Source organism: Pseudomonas silesiensis, from assembly GCF_001661075.1.
In the GTDB taxonomy this organism is placed as follows: domain Bacteria; phylum Pseudomonadota; class Gammaproteobacteria; order Pseudomonadales; family Pseudomonadaceae; genus Aquipseudomonas; species Aquipseudomonas silesiensis.
Map to the genome: position 1 here is coordinate 4,326,451 of NZ_CP014870.1, position 18,758 is coordinate 4,345,208.

General features: G+C 57.6%; 13 protein-coding genes and 1 pseudogene. 6 read left to right on the top strand and 8 right to left on the bottom strand.

Going from position 1 to position 18,758, the window contains the following annotated elements; translation table 11 throughout:
* The first annotated feature begins 6 nt into the window (after positions 1-6).
* On the top strand, positions 7-918 hold the full coding sequence (locus PMA3_RS19155) for a LysR family transcriptional regulator (protein WP_064680763.1): 912 nt from the start codon (positions 7-9) through the stop codon (positions 916-918).
* Positions 919-990: 72 nt separating this feature from the next.
* Here PMA3_RS19155 and PMA3_RS19160 read toward each other — a convergent pair whose 3' ends face one another.
* From PMA3_RS19160 to PMA3_RS19175, 4 genes are all read right to left on the bottom strand, one after another.
* A complete protein-coding gene (locus PMA3_RS19160) occupies positions 991-2,244 on the bottom strand; it encodes an OprD family porin (RefSeq protein WP_064678649.1) in 1,254 nt (417 codons plus the stop codon).
* 95 nt (positions 2,245-2,339) lie between these two features.
* Entirely contained in the window at positions 2,340-3,644 is a 1,305-nt protein-coding gene (locus PMA3_RS19165; protein WP_064678650.1) for a CitMHS family transporter, read from the bottom strand.
* Between the two features lie 128 nt (positions 3,645-3,772).
* On the bottom strand, positions 3,773-5,092 hold the full coding sequence (locus tag PMA3_RS19170; RefSeq protein WP_064678651.1) for a dicarboxylate/amino acid:cation symporter: 1,320 nt from the start codon (positions 5,090-5,092) through the stop codon (positions 3,773-3,775).
* Positions 5,093-5,138: 46 nt separating this feature from the next.
* Complete coding sequence (locus PMA3_RS19175; protein ID WP_064678652.1) at positions 5,139-6,221, bottom strand: 4-oxalomesaconate tautomerase; 1,083 nt, start codon at positions 6,219-6,221, stop codon at positions 5,139-5,141.
* 167 nt (positions 6,222-6,388) lie between these two features.
* Between PMA3_RS19175 and PMA3_RS19180 the strand changes: the two genes are divergently transcribed.
* The gene (locus PMA3_RS19180; RefSeq protein ID WP_064678653.1) at positions 6,389-7,279 is read left to right on the top strand and encodes a LysR family transcriptional regulator; all 891 of its coding nucleotides are present in this window, start codon (positions 6,389-6,391) and stop codon (positions 7,277-7,279) included.
* Positions 7,280-7,490: 211 nt separating this feature from the next.
* On the opposite strand, the gene yiaY is transcribed toward PMA3_RS19180, so the two are convergent.
* The 4 genes from yiaY to amaB all read right to left on the bottom strand — a co-directional run bounded on the left by yiaY (position 7,491) and on the right by amaB (position 13,642).
* Positions 7,491-8,639: an L-threonine dehydrogenase gene (gene yiaY / locus PMA3_RS19185; protein WP_064678654.1), complete on the bottom strand. Its 1,149-nt coding sequence runs from the start codon at positions 8,637-8,639 to the stop codon at positions 7,491-7,493.
* A 502-nt stretch (positions 8,640-9,141) separates the two neighbouring features.
* Positions 9,142-10,428, bottom strand: a complete 1,287-nt coding sequence (gene amaA / locus PMA3_RS19190) for an L-pipecolate oxidase (protein WP_064678655.1) — start codon at positions 10,426-10,428, stop codon at positions 9,142-9,144.
* Between the two features lie 45 nt (positions 10,429-10,473).
* Positions 10,474-11,937 (bottom strand): Na+/H+ antiporter NhaC, encoded by a 1,464-nt coding sequence (gene nhaC / locus PMA3_RS19195; RefSeq protein ID WP_237140655.1) that lies wholly within the window; start codon positions 11,935-11,937, stop codon positions 10,474-10,476.
* Between the two features lie 214 nt (positions 11,938-12,151).
* On the bottom strand, positions 12,152-13,642 hold the full coding sequence (gene amaB, locus PMA3_RS19200) for an L-piperidine-6-carboxylate dehydrogenase (protein WP_064678657.1): 1,491 nt from the start codon (positions 13,640-13,642) through the stop codon (positions 12,152-12,154).
* A 143-nt stretch (positions 13,643-13,785) separates the two neighbouring features.
* On the opposite strand from amaB, the pseudogene PMA3_RS30980 reads away from it, so the two are divergent.
* From PMA3_RS30980 to PMA3_RS19220, 4 genes and pseudogenes are all read left to right on the top strand, one after another.
* Positions 13,786-13,973, top strand: a pseudogene (locus tag PMA3_RS30980) (LysR family transcriptional regulator); the annotation flags it as partial.
* A 228-nt stretch (positions 13,974-14,201) separates the two neighbouring features.
* A complete protein-coding gene (locus PMA3_RS19210; protein ID WP_064678659.1) occupies positions 14,202-15,452 on the top strand; it encodes a 2-aminoadipate transaminase in 1,251 nt (416 codons plus the stop codon).
* A gap of 53 nt (positions 15,453-15,505) precedes the next feature.
* Positions 15,506-16,906, top strand: a complete 1,401-nt coding sequence (gene hglS / locus PMA3_RS19215; RefSeq protein WP_064678660.1) for a 2-oxoadipate dioxygenase/decarboxylase HglS — start codon at positions 15,506-15,508, stop codon at positions 16,904-16,906.
* 121 nt (positions 16,907-17,027) lie between these two features.
* Positions 17,028-18,707, top strand: a complete 1,680-nt coding sequence (locus PMA3_RS19220; RefSeq protein ID WP_064678661.1) for a thiamine pyrophosphate-binding protein — start codon at positions 17,028-17,030, stop codon at positions 18,705-18,707.
* The last annotated feature ends 51 nt before the right edge of the window (positions 18,708-18,758 follow it).

The following is an 18,758-nucleotide window of genomic DNA, read 5'->3' on the forward strand; positions in this document are numbered from 1 at the left end:
CCCCCTATGAGACTCACTCTGGATCACCTTGTGATGCTGAAAACCCTGTCGGAAGTCGATTCAGTGACAGCCGTTGCCGAGCGATTATGGCTGACCCCCTCTGCCGTCAGTCACCGCATACGCGAGGCGGAACGGCGGCTAGGTGTGAGCCTGACCGAAAGATCAGGAGGAAAATTAAGACTCAGCCCGGCTGGCGTGCGCCTGGAAAGAGCCGCCAAGGACATCATCGCGATACTGAATGAAGCCGAGTCTGAAGCGAGGTCCATGGCCGGAGGCGTTACGGCTTTTGTTCGTATGGGGGTCACCTCCTACGGCCCGTTTCGCTGGATCCCGAAATTCATCAAGCATTACTCAAGCCTGCGGCCGGATATTGAGATCACCCTGGTGACCGTGCCTCGCGATGACGTTTACGCGAGCCTGATGCAGGGACGGCTTGACGTGTCCATCATTGATGACGGCATGGTGCCGAGTGGTGTAGCAAAACTGCCACTTTTTCGGGACGATTTGATTGCGATCATGGCAACCGACCATCCCCTTGCGGGAAGGAAAAATATTTACGCCGAAGACTTCAAGACCTACAACCTGGTGACGTACTCGACCGATCGCGCGAGTGGCTGGGAATACGATCGGTTCTTCGCCCCCGCCAGCATCTTGCCGCGCCGCATGATCACGGTGGAATTGATCGAAGCCATCGTCGAACTCGTGCGCTCGGGCTACGGAATCAGCATATTGCAACGCGATTTGGTAACCCCCAGCCTCGAGCGCGGGGAGCTTGCGTGGGCCGCCCTGAATGACGGCCTCGACATCGCCTGGAACGCCATCGTTCGCCCCTCGGAACGGGAAGACAGTGAGGTCAATAAAATGGTGACGGAGCTGAGTACCTGGATCAAAAATGCAGGAAATCCTGCGCACCACTGATCCCGGCTGGTGCGTACTTCGATGCCGGGCTGTGTCGTGCACGCCCCCTAGATCCCTGGTTGAGAAATATCCTTACCAGATCGCAATGTCGTAGGTGAAATAAATCCGGTTGCTATCGCGGCCACGTGCGAAGTCCGCGCGATAGACATAATTACGTACCTTCACCCCCAGGCCTTTGAATGCACCACTCTGGATGACGTAAGCCAGTTCGGTGTCACGTTCGGACTCTTTGATCTGGGTGTCGGACTTGCCATCGTTGCCCTTCAGGTAACGGGTCATGAACGTCAGGCCTGGTACACCCAAGGGCGCAAAGTCATAACCGTAGCTGAGCATCCAGGTTTTTTCGTCCTCTTCGATGAACTTGCCGATACCGACGTTACTGAACGAGTACACCGTTGCACCACTGATGTAAGGCAGCCCTGCGGTACCGCTGAGCTTTTGATAACCGCCACTGAAGTTGTGCCCTGCAACGGCGTAGGACAGTTGAGCGCTAAGCATGTCGTTATCGATTGTCGAGGCGTAGGCACGTCCGTCGTCATGGCTGTTGAAGTAGCGCAGGTCGCCCGTCAACATCCCGGGGCCTAACGGAAAATCGTGCTGTATGCCTGCAAAGTCCTGACGATAAAAGTTTTCCAGCTCGCCATGGAAGTAGCTCAAGCGCGTGTGCTTGCCGAGTTTGTAGTCGCCACCGGCGTAGGTGAAATCCCCGCCTTTGTCGCCGGTATAACCATCGGCAACGATCGATACGCTATCGGTGGAATCGCGCAGCTTGAAGCGGTCCAGATGGCCCGCTGTCAGGGTCAGGTTATCGATGTCGGTACTGATGATTTGCCCCCCCTGATAGGTCTGCGGTAGCAAGCGCGCATCGTTGTAGATCAAGACAGGCGTCTTGGGCAGCAGCGTGCCGTACTTGAGTGTGGTCTTGGCCAGTTTGACCTTGGCTGCGGCGCCGGCACTGGCAAATTCGTCTGCAGCCCGGCCGTCGTCATGCACCGGAAGCAGCCCGGTGCCGCTGCGGCCACGCCCGGAATCAAGCTTGACTCCCAGCAAACCCAAGGCGTCGGCCCCGAAGCCCACAAAGCCTGGGGTGAAGCCTGACTGAAAGTCCAGCAGGAAGCCCTGCGCCCACTCAGTGCGCTCACTTTTAGCCGTGCTGGCCGAACGGGCACTCAAACCATGTTCATCACGAAAGTTTTCGTTGAAGTAGACATTGCGCAACTGCAACTTCAATTTGCTGTCTTCGATGAAATCGCTCGCATCGACACCTGCAATCGGCAACATCCCCAGAAAAGGTAAAAACGCCCTGCGAGTCAGAAATCGGGTCATGTCGAACTACTCTTGTTTTTGTTTTTCAGGATGCGGATATCCGCGCGCCGGCGGTCCGGCGCGGGAAATGCGTCTAGTGGGGAGTCAGGGGTGGATCAGGCGAACAACGTCAAGGCCCCGGTCAGCAAGGCCAACGCAGTGATCACCAGGGAAGTGAGTACCGCCCATTTCACGGTGGCACGCTGGAAGTCGCCGATATCGCGATCGACCATGCCCACCAGCAGTAACGTCGAAGCGACCAGCGGACTCATCAGGTGGACCGGCTGGCCGAGGACCGACGCCCGGGCAATTTCCACCGGATCAATGCCGTAGGCCGCAGCCGCGTTGGCGAGGATCGGCACCACGCCGAAGTAATAGGCGTCGTTGGACAGCACGAACGTCAGCGGCATGCTAGTAATCGCCACCACCAGCGGAAACAGATGCCCCCAGGACGGTGGAATCCACTCCACCAATGTCTGTGCCAGGGCATCGACCATTTTCGTGCCGGAGAAAATACCGGCGAACACGCCGGCGGCGAACACCAGCAGCACCACGGTCATGGCATTGCCGGAATGGGCGAGGATGCGTTCCTTCTGGATGTCCAGTTGCGGGTAGTTGATCATCAGCGCCAGGACGAAACCGATCAGGAACAATATCGCCGAATGGGCCAGGCCCATCACCAGCGCAATCATTACCCCGGTCACTAGCAGCAGGTTCACATAGGCCAGCTTCGGACGCTTGTGCGGAGTGTCTTCCAGAATGGCCTTGATGTAGCAGTCACCACCGCCGCTCTGCAGCAGGGTATTGCCGATCCGCTTGCGCTCGGTGCGTCCCAGCAGAAACGCCGTGAACACCACCCAGGCGGCGCCGCCGATCATGGTCGGCAACAACGGAATGAAATATTCCCCGGCATCCACGCCCAGTGCGGCGATCGCCCGGGTCGCCGGGCCACCCCAAGGGCTCAAGCCGCTCATGATGCTCAGCGACAGCATGGCAATCGTTGCCAGGATCATCGGGTTCATGCCGATGCGCTTGTACAGCGGCAACATCGCCGCACAGGTGATCATGTAGGTGGTGGTGCCGTCCCCATCCAATGCCACGGTCAACGACAGCAGCGCGGTACCGATGGCGATTTTCATCGGGTCGCCGTTGACCCGCTTGAGAATTTTGCGGATCAGCGGGTCGAACAGTCCCGAGTCGATCATCAATCCGAAAAACAGAATCGCGAACAGCAGCAGCGCGGCCGACGGTGCGACCATTTTCAGGCCGTCGAGCATCATTTTCCCGGTGGTCCCGCCAAAACCGCCGATCAAGGCAAAGACGATCGGCACTACGGTCAACGCGACGATCGGTGACAGACGCTTGGACATGATCAGGTAGGTGAACACTACCACCATGGCCAGGCCGAGTAAGGCGAGCATAGGACATCTCTCTTGTTGTTTTTATAGGCGAGGCCAACGCGCAGACGAGCGACCTCGAGACTACCAGACGCCGCGAAAAGCGACGTCAGGCAGGGGGGAGTTCCGGGCGAACGGTATTGGCAGCCGTACTAGCCGTGCCGGGCGCTTGCGACAGGTTCCCAGGCTTGTTCCCCGGCTGATGGCGTCGGCGCTTTTCCGTCGAGCGTATCGAGCAGGACCTGACGGTCACAGGCGTTCTCGGAGATCGAAATCACCACGGTCGCCACGGCGTTGCTGGCCAGGCTGGTCAGCGCACGCGCTTCGGACATGAAACGATCGATGCCGATGAGCAAGGCCAGGCCTGCCAACGGAATGTCATGGATCACCGTCAGCGTGGAGGCCAGTGCGACAAAACCGCTGCCAGTGACCCCTGCTGCGCCCTTGGAGGACAGCAACATGATTGCCAGCATGGTGAGGGTCTGGGTGAAGGTCAGCTCGATATTGCAAGCCTGTGCAATAAAGATTGCCGCCAGCGACAGGTAGATCGCCGTGCCATCGAGGTTGAACGAATACCCCGTCGGCAACACCAGCCCCACGACACCTTTCTTGCAACCCAGCGCCTGGAGTTTCTCCAGCATGCGAGGCATCACCGGTTCGGTGGAGGACGTCCCCAGCACTACCAGAAACTCTTCGCGCAGGTAGCGCAGCAACTTCCACAGGCTGAAACCATGGGCGCGGCAAATGCTGCCAAGCACCACGAAGACAAAGAAACCGCAGGCAATGTACAACGTCATGATCAACTTCGCCAAGGAACCCAGCGAGGTGATGCCGTACTGCCCGACTGTGAACGCCAGTGCCCCGAAGGCACCGATCGGCGCGAAGCGCATCAGGTAGGAAAAGATCTTGAAGACCATCTGCGATGCAGCTTCGAGCACATCGAGCACAGGTTTGCCGCGTTCACCCAGGGATGACAGGGCGAAACCGCAGAGCACAGCGATAAACAAAACTGGCAGCACTTCACCTTTGCTGAACGCACCGATGAACGTCTCGGGAATGATGTGCATGAAAAACTCGACCACCCCAAGCTTGGCTGCCGAATCCGTGTATTGAGACAGCCCTGCGGTGCTCAGTTGGCTCGGATCGATATTCATCCCCGCGCCCGGCTTGAACAGGTAGACCGCCACCAGGCCGATGATCAGGCTGATCACCGTCAACCCGAGAAACAGCAGCATGGTCTTGCTCAGCAAGCGACCCAGGGAGCGTTTGTCGCTCATCCCGGCAATGCCCGTGACGATAGTGCAGAACACGACGGGGGCGATCATCATTTTGATCAGCTTGATGAAGGCATCGCCCAGGGGCTTCAAGGCAATGGCCTGTTGAGCCCAGAAATGGCCGACGACGACACCCAGCAGTACTGCGCAGAGGATTTGGAAGTAGAGCGATTTTATGACTTTCATGGCATCACCCATTTTTGGAATTGTGCTGATGCAGGACAACAGTGACTACGCGGGACGACTACCCGGCGAGTCGTTGAGAAACAGGGGCGTAGACAAAGCCGGAAAACAGCCTTCGCGCGGTACGGACAACCGAGGCACGAATCGTTTCACCGTTGATCCCGGTGTATGACAGAACGACGTCGATACCACCGCTCGGATGCTCGATTCGCACCTGTTGCAAACGCGGCTCACCGGTGGACCCGAGCATCTGCGCGACCACACTGCCTTCGCTGACACAGGCCGTAGCCAGGCCGATGGAACCGGTAATGGCCAACGCTCGATGGCAGTTGTGCGGCATGAAGTAGCGAACCTGCAACGTGCCGCCCGCCTTGGCCGGCGACACCAGTACAGGCTTGGGGATGACCTTGTCGCTGACATCACCCAGCCCCATGGCCCTGCCCGCCTGCAAACGCAGGGCTTCGAGGCGCTGCAGAAAGTCTTTGTCGGCGTCCAGTTCGGCCGGTGTTTCATCACCGCGCTTGCCCATGTGGCGCGCTTCGATGATGAGCATCGGCATCGCCATGTCGATGCAGGTCACCGCAATGCCGTCGAAGCAATCCTGGGTATTGCCGGTAGGAAACAGCTTGCCGGTCTTGCTGCCCGCGGCATCGAGAAATGTCAATTGAACCGGCGCTGCGCTGCCCGGTACGCCATCGATGACGGTATCGCCTTCATAGCTGACGTTGCCGCCTGGGGTATGCACTTCAGAAGTGACGAAGGTGCCGGTGTTGAGATTGCGGATCCGCACGCGGGTGGAGTTGCCGCCCGCCTTGACCAGGCCTTGCTCGATGGCAAACGGCCCGACCGCACAGAGCATGTTGCCGCAATTGGGGGCGGTATCCACCCGGCGCTGGGAAACCATGACCTGCACGAACAGGTAATCCACATCGGCATCCGGGTGCAACGAAGGGCTGACGATGGCGACCTTGCTGGTCTGCGGGCTGCCGCCGCCAATGCCGTCGATCTCAAGTTCGTGACCGGAGCCCATTACCGAGAGCAACAGCTCATCGCGTTGTTCAATGGAAACCGGAAGATCCCAAGCGAGAAAAACCGGCCCCTTTGAAGTACCGCCGCGCATTAGCACACAAGGAATTCGTTGCATGGTCACTCACTCTTGTTGATCAATCGGAGTAATTGATGTCTTGCAAACAAGAGTGACAGGGAAATAATAGTGTTTCCAATGCAAAGATCGAAGCGATTATTGCGTTTCACAAAAGAAAATCTTAAGGTTCAACCCTTCATGCCGCGATCTACGAGGACGAGATGACTATGGAATATGAGCTTCAGGACATCAGATCTTTCGTGAAAATCGCCGAACTCGGCAGCTTCCACGAAGCCGCCGATGCGCTTCACCTTTCTCAGCCAGCGTTGAGTCGGCGGATTAAAAAGCTGGAAGAGGGATTGGGTACTGCCCTGCTCGATCGCACCACGCGCAAAGTCAGCCTGACCAGCGTCGGACGGGATTTCTTGCCCAAGGCGCGCCGGTTGCTGGACGATTTCGACGATTCCATTTTGAATATTCGCGAGCTGGCAGAACGCCAGATCGGCCGTGTAACCCTGGCCTGTATCCCCACCGCGGCGTTTTATTTCCTGCCTTCGGTGATTCGGATTTACAACGAACGCTACCCGAAAATCCGCATCCGCCTGCTCGACCTGAGCGCTAATGAAGGCCTGGAGTCGGTGCTGCGTGGTGAAGCCGACTTCGGTATCAATATGATGAGCGGCCAGCACCCCGACATCGAATTCGTTCCGCTGGTAAACGAACCGTTCGTATTGGCCTGTCGACGGGATCATGAGCTGGCGAAACGCGCCTCGGTCAGCTGGTCCGAGCTGAGCGACTACCGACTGATCGGGGTCGGACGTCTGAGCGGCAACCGTATGCTGCTGGACCATGCGCTATCCGGGCTGAGCTGGCGTCCGCAGTGGTTCTACGAAGTGCAGCATCTGTCGACGTCGCTGGGATTGGTCGAAGCGGGTCTGGGGGTGTCGGCGATGCCGAGCCTGGCAATGCCCGCGGACGATCATCCAACGCTGGTGAGCGTTCCGCTCATCGATCCTGTGGTCAATCGGTCGTTGGGGCTTGTCTATCGACGAGGTGCGTCACTCTCCCCGGCAGCAGAAAAGTTCGTCTCGATACTGCTGGAACAGTGGCCGCAGTAACGTCCCCTTATGCGACCTGATGCTGTTTGTAGGAGCGAGCTTGCTCGCGATGGTCGCCAACGATAACGCGTGTTGGCTGGATAACACGCGGTGCTCTGTAGTCCATCGTCGGAACGCCGCCCGGAGCAAGCTCGCTCCTACAAACAGCATTAAACCCCGCACTTCAACCGAAGGCGGGGCTGTTGATCTGGCTGGCGTCACGCCACATCGGTTACATCGCGGTATGGAAAATCTGCTCGATCTCATCCTGATTGGCAGACCGCGGGTTGGTAAAGCCGCAGGCATCCTTCATGGCATTGGTTGCAAGGATCGGGATGTCGTCGGCCTTGGCGCCCAGTTCGGCGAGGCCGTTCGGAATACCGACATCCGAAGAAAGTTGACGGATGGCGGCGATGGCCGCGGCGGCGCCTTTTTCCGCATCCAGACGCTGGGTATCGACCCCCATTGCGTTGGCGATGTCTTTAAACCGGGCCGGGCATACGCTGGCGTTGAAGCTGGCGACATGGGGCAGCAGGATCGCATTGCACACGCCGTGGGGCAGGTCGTAGAACCCACCCAATTGGTGCGCCATGGCGTGGACATAGCCCAGCGACGCATTGTTGAAGGCCATGCCGGCAAGGAACTGCGCGTAGGCCATATTTTCCCGGGCGGTCATGTCATCACCCTGGGCAACGGCAGTGCGCAGGTTGGCCGAGATCAATTCCACGGCCTTGAGCGCACAGGCATCGGTGATGGGCGTTGCCGCAGTCGACACGTACGCTTCGATAGCGTGGGTCAGCGCGTCCATGCCGGTGGCGGCGGTCAGGCCTTTGGGCATGGCGGCCATCAGCGAAGGATCGTTGACCGACAACAGTGGGGTGACGTTGCGGTCGACGATGGCCATTTTCACGTGCCGGACTTCGTCGGTAATGATGCAGAAGCGGGTCATTTCACTCGCCGTTCCGGCGGTGGTATTGATCGCGATCAACGGCATCTGTGGCTTGGCGGATTGGTCCACGCCTTCGTAATCACTGATGTGCCCGCCATTGGCGGCGCACAGGGCAATGCCCTTGGCACAGTCATGGGGTGAACCGCCGCCCAGGGAAATAATGAAATCACAGTCGCTGCGACCCAGCAGCTCAAGGCCTTTTTCGACATTGCTGACCGTCGGATTCGGTTTGGCGCCATCGAACAGGGTGGAGTTGATGTCCTGCTGGGCCAGAAGGCTGGCTACCTTGGCGGCCACGCCGGCTTTGGCCAGGCCTGCATCAGTGACGATCAAGGCTTTACGGAAACCATATTTGCGGATTGCGAGCATGGCTTCGTCGAGACTGCCAATACCCATCATGTTCACGGATGGAATGAAGAAGGTGCTGCTCATGATAAATCCTCTTTTATTCTGGAGACCCGGAATCAGGTGAGGTCTTCTATGCATATCGCAGGCTGTGAGGCTCGTCTGTTGGTCGTGATTGACGGAGTTCAGCAGGGGGTGCTGCATCAAGTGTTCAGGCGAACAGTGTTTCAAGATGCAGAGGTGGATGGGCCATCGCAGCCGGTATCTTTTGATCGTGGGATTGAGGCTAAACCTATGACGCCAGACTGGAATGGTCCTTTAGCGTTCATTGGCACCTCCTTTAGTACTGGGAGGTCATGCGGCCCCTGTAGGAGCGAGCTCGCTCGCGATGGTCGTTAACGATGACGCGTGTTAACTGGTTAAACGCGGCGCTCTTGAGTCCATCGCGAGCGAGCTCGCTCCTACAATTCCCTTAACTGACGGGCATCAGGCTTGCACCTGCTTTTTCCCCTTCTAACCAGAGGATCGGGCCACGCTGGTCGTGAGGATTAGTAATAGAAAGAGTTATTGCGGACTGAAATCCTGTTCTCTATAGAATCACTCGCAAACACTGCCCCGCATGGTAAAGAGAAAAACCGCCCTCATAGAACGCACTCCTCAACCCGGCGCTATGAATCGGCTTCATGGTCGAAAAAGGAATCGGCAAATTATCCGGCAGATCGTCGATCAAGTAATCCGCCAAGGCTTTACCCACCACGGTTCCAGTGGTATTGCCTCGCCCGTTATAGCCAGTAACGGCCACAACGCCAGGTGCAGGTTCAAACAAGCGCATCAGGTGATCCGGGGTAAAATCGATGCACCCGGTCCAGTGCATTTCCCATTCTATTTTCCCCAGCTGGGGGAAATAGTGGGTTTGAATCCTGTCGGCCCAACTCTTGATGAACCAGGCAGGTTTGTTGTCCGTTCTTCCCATACTGCCCAGCAACAGACGACCGTCCGCATCCCGGCGAATGCTGCTTAATACCAAACGAGTGTCCCAGGACCCCTGGCCGTGCCTCAAGACGTTATCCGCTTCAGTCCCCACCAGCGGTGTCGAGGCCACCTGATAGTAATAGCCACGGAAATAGTTTTTCTGCAGCTCGGACCAGTCGCCTTCGGTATAGGCGCCGGTCGATATCACCACCTTGTCCGCGACGACAACGCCCTTAGCTGTCTTGACCAGCCAGGCGGCGCCCTGTTTTTCCAGGTGGATAACCGGCGAATTCTGGAACAGGCGACCGCCCAGTCGACGCACAGCTTCAGTCAAACCGGTGGTATAACCCATCGGGTTGATGGTCCCCGCGCGTCGATCCAGCAATGCCGCTGAAATTTTATCCGTGCCGCAATACTCCTGGCATTTGGACCCTGTCAGCAGTTCAACATCGGCACCGCGGCGCTTCCACTGATCATGGCGCGATTGCAGGTCAGCGACGCCGCTAGCGTTGTGAGCCATGTGCAGCGTGCCATCGTTACGCGCCTGACAATCGATACCCAGTCGATCAATCGTGGCAAAGACCTGGGCAGGTGCCTCACCCAGCACCTGGTTAAGACGCCCCCCGGCTTTGCTGCCCAACGTCGCCTCGACGTCATCCGGCTTGATCCAGGTACCGGCATTGACCAATCCTACGTTGCGCCCAGAACCACCGTGCCCCACTTTATGGGCCTCCAGCACAGCAACGCTCTTGCCATTTTCGAGCAAGTTCAGCGCCGCGGAGAGTCCGGTAATACCGCCCCCAATCACACAAACGTCCACCTTGACCGTGCTGGCCAAAGCCATTGGCGGTGCCTGCCCGGGTGTTACATGCTCCCACAGACACTCTCGACGTAACTCAACCATACAATCAACCTCTCAACCACTGTCCAGCCAATGGAATAACGTTATCTATAAAACCAGGGGTTCTGGAATCGGGTTTTTATATGCGTCGGGCTTGATCGCTGGATGATCGACAGGAACATCATCCGTACGAGGCATGAATTTCCCTAGAAGTGCCCACAACAATCCAATCATTGGGGACAACCAGCAGGCAAAAGCGAACGGAGCATAAAGGACGGTCGGAACACCTATCGTCGTCGAGACAAAGGCACCTCCCATGTTCCAGGGGATCAGGGGCGAACACAATGTTCCACAGTCCTCGACACTCCTGGAGAGGACCGTCGGTTTGTAGCCCATGGCTGCATACTTGTCCTTCAACAACCGGCTTGGAAGCACCAGAGAGGTGTAGACATCCCCTATCAGCGTGGCGACTGCGAGTACCGACGAGTGACTGGCGAGCACCAGGGTGAAACGTCCCTTGATGACTTTATCGAGCTGTCGAGAAAGGGTCTTGAGCGCGCCACACGCTTCAATCGCACCGACAAATCCCAACGCCAGTAGCGTCAATGTAATCACCCAGGTCATCGACATGAGACCGCCCTTGCTGAGCAACTTGTCAACGGCATCGATACCGGTGGTGCTCACGTAACCGTCCTGCAAAATCTTGAATAGTTGTTTTACCTCGTAGCCCTGCTGAAAAACGGCGACGGCGCAGGCGAGGCTCACGCCGACGAACATGGTGGGCAGGGCTGGCGCTCTGAAAAACGCGAAAACAATGATGACCAGCGGCGCAATCATTGTGACTAAACCCAGCTGGTATTTGTTTTCAAGTGCTCCGCGAATAGTGTCGACACCTACGGTATCGATCTCGGCGTTGCTATAGCCGGAACCCAGCCAGGCATACAGCCCCAACGCGATCAGCATGGCAGGAATCGTCGTGGCCATCATCCCGCGGATATGACTCCATAGATCCGTTCCGCAAACGGCTGGTGTCAGGTTGGTCGTCTCTGAGAGCGGGGACATCTTGTCGCCAAAAAAGGCGCCGGACACCAATGCCCCACCGGTCATATAGGCGGGCACACCCAGGCCCTCACCCACGCCCATCAATGCCAGGCCGACAGTACCCACGGTTCCCCAGGACGTTCCGGTCGCCAGTGAAATCACCGAGCTGATCAGGCAAGTCACCACCAGGAAAGAGCCGGCACTCAGGTATCCAAAGCCGTAATAAATAAGCGTGGGCACAGTGCCCGCTGCAATCAATGCGCTGATGAGCATACCGACCGACATCAAAATGAATATGGCAGGTATACCGACCGATACGACTTTGAGCATTGACGATTCGAGATCATTCCAACGCATGCCGTTGAACCTGGCGAACAACCCACACAGCAAAATGCCGATGGCCAGAGGGATGTGCGGAGTGAAATCGTTAAAAACAAAAAACTGCACCATCAGAATGACGGTGGTAGCCAATAGCGGAGCGATTGCCATCCAGAAAGGAGCATTCGCCTTCGTCACTTTTTGAGTGTCCAAAGTCAAGCCTCACTTACACATAGGGTGGCAGGTTCAAATGATTCAAACATAGCGCTGGCCTTTTATTATTTTTACAACTTGTCAGGCGATCATTGTGTTCAGGGGCTGACCGCACGCGCGGCGACCCGTGTCACTGATCAGCAACCTTTAGCGAATACTTTTGCTTCTGAAGCGAAAAACCCGGACCGCAGAACAGCCCGGGGCGTTATCTCGATCAGTCGAAGACGATCCCTTGAGCCAGGGGCAGCTCGCGGGAATAGTTGATCGTATTGGTCTGACGACGCATGTAGGCTTTCCAGGAATCCGAGCCGGACTCGCGTCCACCCCCGGTTTCTTTCTCACCACCGAATGCACCGCCGATCTCGGCGCCACTGGTGCCGATGTTCACGTTGGCGATACCGCAGTCACTGCCGGAGGCACTCTGGAAGCGCTCGGCTTCGCGAACATCCAGGGTGAAGATGCAGGACGACAGGCCTTGAGGTACTTCGTTGTTCAAACGCAGCGCTTCTTCAAAATCATCGTAGGCCAACACATACAGAATCGGTGCGAAGGTTTCGTGGCGAACGACGGCGGACTGACCTGGCATCTCCACAATGGCTGGCGATACGTAATAGGCGTTCGGGTATTGATCCTGCAGCTTGCGCTCACCACCAAACACCTGACCACCTTCATCCCGCGCCTGGCTCAAGGCACCTTGCATCGATTGGAACGCCTGCTTGTCAATCAGTGGGCCGATCAGATTGTCTTTACGGGGATCACCGATGCGCACCTTGGCGTAAGCCGCCTTGACTCGAGCAACCACTTCGTCCTTGATCGAACGGTGCACGATCAAACGACGCAGGGTCGTGCAGCGCTGGCCGGCAGTGCCGACCGCACTGAACAGGATGCCACGCACGGCCAGGTCGAGGTCGGCACTCGGCGCCAGGATCATTGCGTTGTTGCCGCCCAACTCGAGAATGCAACGACCGAAACGAGCCGCGACCCGCGGTCCGACTTCTTTGCCCATCCGCGTGCTGCCGGTGGCACTGATCAACGGAATGCGTGGATCATCGACCAGCACTTCACCCGCCTCACGATCACCGATGATCAGTTGGCTGAGCCCTTCGGGTGCCTGGCCAAAAATCTTCAGTGCCTGCTCGAACAACGCCTGGCATGCCAGGGCCGTCAAAGGCGTTTTCTCGGACGGCTTCCACAGCACAGCGTTACCGCAAACCAGTGCCAAGGAAGTGTTCCAGGCCCATACGGCAGCCGGGAAGTTGAACGCGCTGATCACGCCGACGATGCCGAGCGGCTGCCACGTTTCCCGCATATGGTGACCCGGGCGCTCGGACGCGATCGTCAAACCGTACAACTGACGGGAAAGACCTACTGCGAAGTCGCAGATATCGATCATTTCCTGAACTTCGCCCAGACCTTCCTGGAAAATTTTGCCGGTTTCCACCGAGACCAATTCGCCGAGCTGCTCTTTGTTTTTGCGCAAGACTTCGCCGAACACACGAACCAGCTCGCCACGACGTGGGGCAGGAACATCACGCCAGGACAGGAAGGCTTGATGGGCGAGATCGATCTTCCCGGCTACCGCAGCCTTGTCCTCCAACGTGACGGAAGCAACCTGACTACCATCGATTGGTGTATGTACGGGATAGCCGCCATTCGTGAATGCAGCCTCGGAAACGCCTAGGCCTTTGAGCAGTCCATCAACCATTTTTTTCTCCTGCCTCTGGTGGTGGTCGAAATTATTGAACCGGATCAGTATTCATCCGACCGCGCTTGTTCAACAAACGACGTTTACTCAGCACATCATTCCCTGAGCTAATGAAGTCAACTTTTCACCCGTTAGAAATCGATATGCCCAAACGTCTTACGCCCCCATGGTCGCCCTACAGTGCTTCGAAGCCGCGGCACGTCACCTGGGCTGCACCCGCGCTGCCGAAGAGCTGCACCTGACTCAAAGCGCGGTCAGCAAACAGGTCGCCCGGCTGGAGGGAATGCTCAGGCATTCCCTCTTTCATCGAGCACGCCTGCAGGCGAGCCCTACCTGAAATCTTCAATAGTTTAAGGAATGATTGCGTCATTTCTTTTCGCTTGTGGTAACCGGGCATTCCTCGCTTACATAGAAAAAAACCTATGCAGCCCAGGACCACCAAAATGCCAACCAGAATGCGCCCATGGACGACCCTAGCCAGCTTGGAAATGTCCGTTGCGGTACCCGATAAGTACCGCAACGGATCTCCATCGGCCCAGGTCAAGGAGGACGTGCCGTCATGACACAGTCCTCCATCAGCGAGTCGATCGGGATCGTCCATCCGATCACCTTGAGCCGTGGCAGCAACGCACAGGTCTGGGACACTGACGGCAAGCGCTACATTGATTTCATCGGCGGCATTGGCGTCCTGAATCTGGGCCATTGCCACCCGCGGATAGTCGAGGCGATGTGCAACCAGGCCTCGCGACTGACGCATTACGCCTTCAATGCCGTCCCCCATGAACCCTACAGGCAGTTCATGGAACGACTGGCCGGGTTTATCCCCGTGTCCTATCCGGTCAGTGGCATGTTGACCAACAGTGGCGCCGAGGCAGCAGAGAACGCGCTGAAGATCGTGCGAGCGGCGACAGGTCGTACGGCGGTCATTGCATTCGATGGCGGCTTTCACGGACGTACGTTGGCCACCCTGAATCTGAACGGCAAGGTTGCACCGTACAAACAACGTGTCGGCACCCTGCCCGGCCCGGTTTATCACCTGCCCTACCCGAGCAAAGACACGGGCGTGACGTCGCAGGAAGCACTCAAGGCGATGGATCGGCTGTTCAGCGTCGAGATCGATGTCAATGAAGTCGCCTGTTTCATTCTCGAGCCGGTGCAAGGTGAAGCCGGGTTCCTGGCGCTCGACCCATCGTTCGCACAAGCGTTGCGCACGTTTTGCGACGAGAAGGGCATTCTTATAATCGTTGATGAAATTCAATCGGGCTTCGGTCGTACCGGGCAACGCTTCGGCTTTACGCGACTGGGGATCGAACCCGATCTGATCCTGTTGGGCAAAAGCATTGCCGGCGGTCTTCCGCTTGGGGCTGTGGTGGGTAAAAAGCAGTTGCTCGATGCCTTGCCCAAAGGTGGCCTGGGTGGAACGTACTCTGGCAACCCGATGGCCTGTGCCGCTGCGCTCGCCACGCTGGACGAGATGACAGACGCCAACCTTTCCACCTGGGGTGAGCAGCAGGAAAAGGCCATCGTCAGTCGGTATCTGGCCTGGCAGCAACAGAAACTCTCGCCTTATCTCGGACGGTTGACCGGGGTTGGCGCTATGCGCGGGATCGAACTGATAACGCCTGAAGGGGCACCCGCGACGGCGGTGCTGGCCCAGCTGCTCGAAAGCGCCCGGCAGAAGGGATTGCTGCTGATGCCTAGCGGGAAGTCCCGCCACATCATCCGCCTGTTGCCACCGCTGACCACTGAGCCCGACATCCTCGAAGAAGGTCTCGATATCTTCGAAAGCTGCCTGGCTGCCATTCGTTAAAGCAGCGCGAAGTGCCTGGTCAACACGCAACTATTCAGCAAGGAGTTCTTTTGATGAACACTCAAGGTTTCGTCGAAGCAGACGAAATTCGTACCCGCTTTTCCCGGGCAATGTCCGACATGTACAAGCAAGAGGTACCGCTCTACGGAACACTCATGGAGCTGGTCGCCGAGACCAACAGCACAGTGATGGCGTCGGATAAGGCCGTTTCCGGCCACCTGCAACGCACAGGCGAAATCGAGCGTCTGGACATGGAGCGTCATGGGGCCATCCGCGTCGGCACGCCTGAAGAGTTGGCGACCATTGCGCGACTGTTCGCCGTCATGGGCATGCAGCCTGTCGGCTACTACGACCTGACCCCTGCCGGCGTCCCGGTGCACTCCACGGCATTTCGCGCCATCCATGAAGACTCGTTGCAGGCCAGTCCATTCAGGGTATTCACTTCACTCCTGCGCCTGGACCTGATTGAAAATGTAGAGATTCGACAGCGTGTTCAGGCGATCCTGGATCAGCGGCAGATTTTCACCCCGGACGCGCTGAAGCTCATCGAGAAATTCGAAACCCATGGCGGCCTTGATGCGAAGGATGCCGCGGATTTCGTCGAGCAGGCATTAGAGACATTTCGCTGGCATCACGACGCGACAGTCACGGCGAAAGACTATCAGCGCTTGCATGATCAGCACCGGCTCATCGCCGACGTGGTCGCCTTCAAAGGCCCGCATATCAATCACCTCACGCCTCGAACCCTGGACATCGACATGATCCAGAATGGCATGCAACAAAAGGGCATCACACCGAAGGCCGTTATCGAAGGCCCTCCCCGTCGCCGATGCCCGATTCTGCTACGCCAGACCAGTTTCAAGGCGTTGCAGGAAACCGTGGCCTTCACTGATCAAGACGGAATCGCAACGGGGAGCCACACGGCTCGATTCGGCGAGATCGAACAACGCGGCGCCGCACTGACGCCCAAAGGCCGCGAACTTTACGACAGCCTGCTGAACGCTGCACGTGCAGAGCTGGGGGAGTTCCCGTCCGAATCCAATGCAGAAAAATACACCGCGATTCTGGAAAAACACTTCAAGGACTTTCCAGACGACTACGCTGAACTGCACGACAAAGGCCTTGCCTATTTCCGCTATTTCCCAACACAAAAAGGCATTGCATCGCGCAGCAACAGTCACCGTCCAAGCTCGCGCCAGGAGCTGATTGCGCAGGGTCACATTCAATACGAGCCCCTGGTCTATGAAGACTTTCTGCCCGTCAGCGCGGCGGGAATCTTCCAGTCGAACCTTGGCGATGACTCGCAAGCTCATTACGCAGGCAGCTCCAACCAGGCGGAATTCGAAAAGGCATTGGGCCAAAAAGTCACCAACGAGCTCAAGCTCTACGCGGACACCCAACGCCGCTCCTTGCTGGACTGCTCGACCATCCTGGCGGTTTCTCCTCTCGTCTAGGCTCCACCCATGCGCGGCAAACCCTGGTTTGCCGCAGCTCGTGTAAGCCAACGAGATGTCGTCTACAAGATAGTGAACCGCTCGCCTCTGTACACCGCCCCATTCGACTCAGGAGATAACAATGAATAAAAGCATTTCTCGTCGTAGCGGAGGTCAGATTCTGGTGGATGCCCTGCGCATCCACGGCGTCAAAAGAGCTTTCTGTGTGCCTGGAGAAAGCTACCTCGCGGTACTCGATGCATTGCACGACGTGCAGGAAGAAATCGACCTGGTCGTCTGCCGTCAGGAAGGCGGCGCGGCCTATATGGCCGAAGCCTACGGCAAACTCACCGGCGAGCCAGGCATCTGCTTCGTCACCCGAGGCCCGGGGGCAACCAATGCCTCGGTTGGCGTCCACACCGCGTTCCAGGATTCCACGCCGATGATTTTGTTCATTGGCCAGGTGGCTCGCGACCAACAGTATCGCGAAGCCTTTCAGGAAATCGATTTTCGCCAGATGTTCGGCCCCCTGGCCAAATGGGTCGTGCAGATAGACGACACACGCCGGATTCCCGAACTGATCAGCCAGGCATTCCACCGCGCAGTGAATGGCAGGCCTGGGCCCGTCGTGGTCGCGTTACCGGAGGACATGCTGACTGAACTGGCGCAAGTGAGTGACGCCGGACCGTTCAAACGGGTCCTGATGACCCCGGCCGCCGAGCAATTGACCGCGATGCAACAACTGCTCGAGCGGTCAGAGCGACCCTTGATGGTGCTGGGTGGCAGCGGCTGGGATGCCGAATCGGTGCACGACATCCGGCTGTTTGCCGAACAGCAGGACATCCCTGTGGCAGCGTCCTTTCGCTGCCAGGACCTGTTCGACAATCGACACCCCAACTACGTGGGAGATCTTGGCTTCGCCGCTTCGGCGCCGTTGTTGTCAGCGGTGAAAGAGGCCGACCTGCTGCTCGTGGTCGGTTCTCGAATGGGCGAGGTTTCAACAGGTGGATATGCGGCCCTGGAGATTCCGGTGCCCAGGCAAACCCTGATTCATATTCATCAAGGTATCGAGGAGCTGGGCCGGGTTTACCAACCTGCGTTGGCGATCAACAGCAGCATGTCGACCTTTGCCAAATCAGCCTCAAAACTTCCAGCAGCCGCCCCCGGAAAAAACAGCGAATGGACGCGCACGCTGAACAGCCACTATCAGCAAAACCTGGAGCGGTCGCCCTCCCCTGGCAACGTGCAAATGGCCGACATCATTGCCTGGTTGAATCGCAGGCTGCCGGACGACGCGATCCTGACCAATGGTGCGGGAAACTATGCGGTCTGGCTTCAACGGTTCTATCAGTTCCGCCAATACCGTACCCAGCTCGGCCCTACCAATGGCTCGATGGGTTATGGCGTTCCTGCTGCGGTGGCGGCCAAGCTGACGTGCCCGGAACGGGTGGTGGTTTCATTCTCGGGCGATGGCTGTTTCTTGATGAATGGCCAGGAGATAGCGACTGCTGCGCAATACGGAGCCAACGTCATTTTCGTTGTGATCAATAACGGCATGTACGGCACCATCAGAATGCACCAGGAACGTAACTATCCGGGACGCGTTTCAGGGACTGATCTGCACAACCCGGACTTTGTAGCACTGGCTCAAGCCTACGGACTGCATGGTGAATTGGTGACCGTCACGGCCGGATTCCAACCCGCTTTTGAACGCTGCCTGGCAATGTCCCGGCCGTGCTTGATTGAAGTGAGAGTGGACCCGGAAGCCTTGACGCCGCGACTGAGCCTGAGCCAGATCAGAGCGCAATCTAGCAAGCAGTAAGCTTGTCGCGTTTTCCTCCTGTGGGCGCCTGATCCACGACTTTGCAGGCGC

Bases quoted from the DNA above. Each gene is read 5' to 3' on its own strand.
- PMA3_RS19155 (WP_064680763.1), top strand. From the start codon at position 7: ATGAGACTCACTCTGGATCACCTTGTGATGCTGAAAACCCTGTCGGAA.
- PMA3_RS19160 (WP_064678649.1), bottom strand. From the start codon at position 2,244: ATGACCCGATTTCTGACTCGCAGGGCGTTTTTACCTTTTCTGGGGATG.
- PMA3_RS19165 (WP_064678650.1), bottom strand. From the start codon at position 3,644: ATGCTCGCCTTACTCGGCCTGGCCATGGTGGTAGTGTTCACCTACCTG.
- PMA3_RS19170 (WP_064678651.1), bottom strand. From the start codon at position 5,092: ATGGGTGATGCCATGAAAGTCATAAAATCGCTCTACTTCCAAATCCTC.
- PMA3_RS19175 (WP_064678652.1), bottom strand. From the start codon at position 6,221: ATGCAACGAATTCCTTGTGTGCTAATGCGCGGCGGTACTTCAAAGGGG.
- PMA3_RS19180 (WP_064678653.1), top strand. From the start codon at position 6,389: ATGGAATATGAGCTTCAGGACATCAGATCTTTCGTGAAAATCGCCGAA.
- yiaY (WP_064678654.1), bottom strand. From the start codon at position 8,639: ATGAGCAGCACCTTCTTCATTCCATCCGTGAACATGATGGGTATTGGC.
- amaA (WP_064678655.1), bottom strand. From the start codon at position 10,428: ATGGTTGAGTTACGTCGAGAGTGTCTGTGGGAGCATGTAACACCCGGG.
- amaB (WP_064678657.1), bottom strand. From the start codon at position 13,642: ATGGTTGATGGACTGCTCAAAGGCCTAGGCGTTTCCGAGGCTGCATTC.
- PMA3_RS19210 (WP_064678659.1), top strand. From the start codon at position 14,202: ATGACACAGTCCTCCATCAGCGAGTCGATCGGGATCGTCCATCCGATC.
- hglS (WP_064678660.1), top strand. From the start codon at position 15,506: ATGAACACTCAAGGTTTCGTCGAAGCAGACGAAATTCGTACCCGCTTT.
- PMA3_RS19220 (WP_064678661.1), top strand. From the start codon at position 17,028: ATGAATAAAAGCATTTCTCGTCGTAGCGGAGGTCAGATTCTGGTGGAT.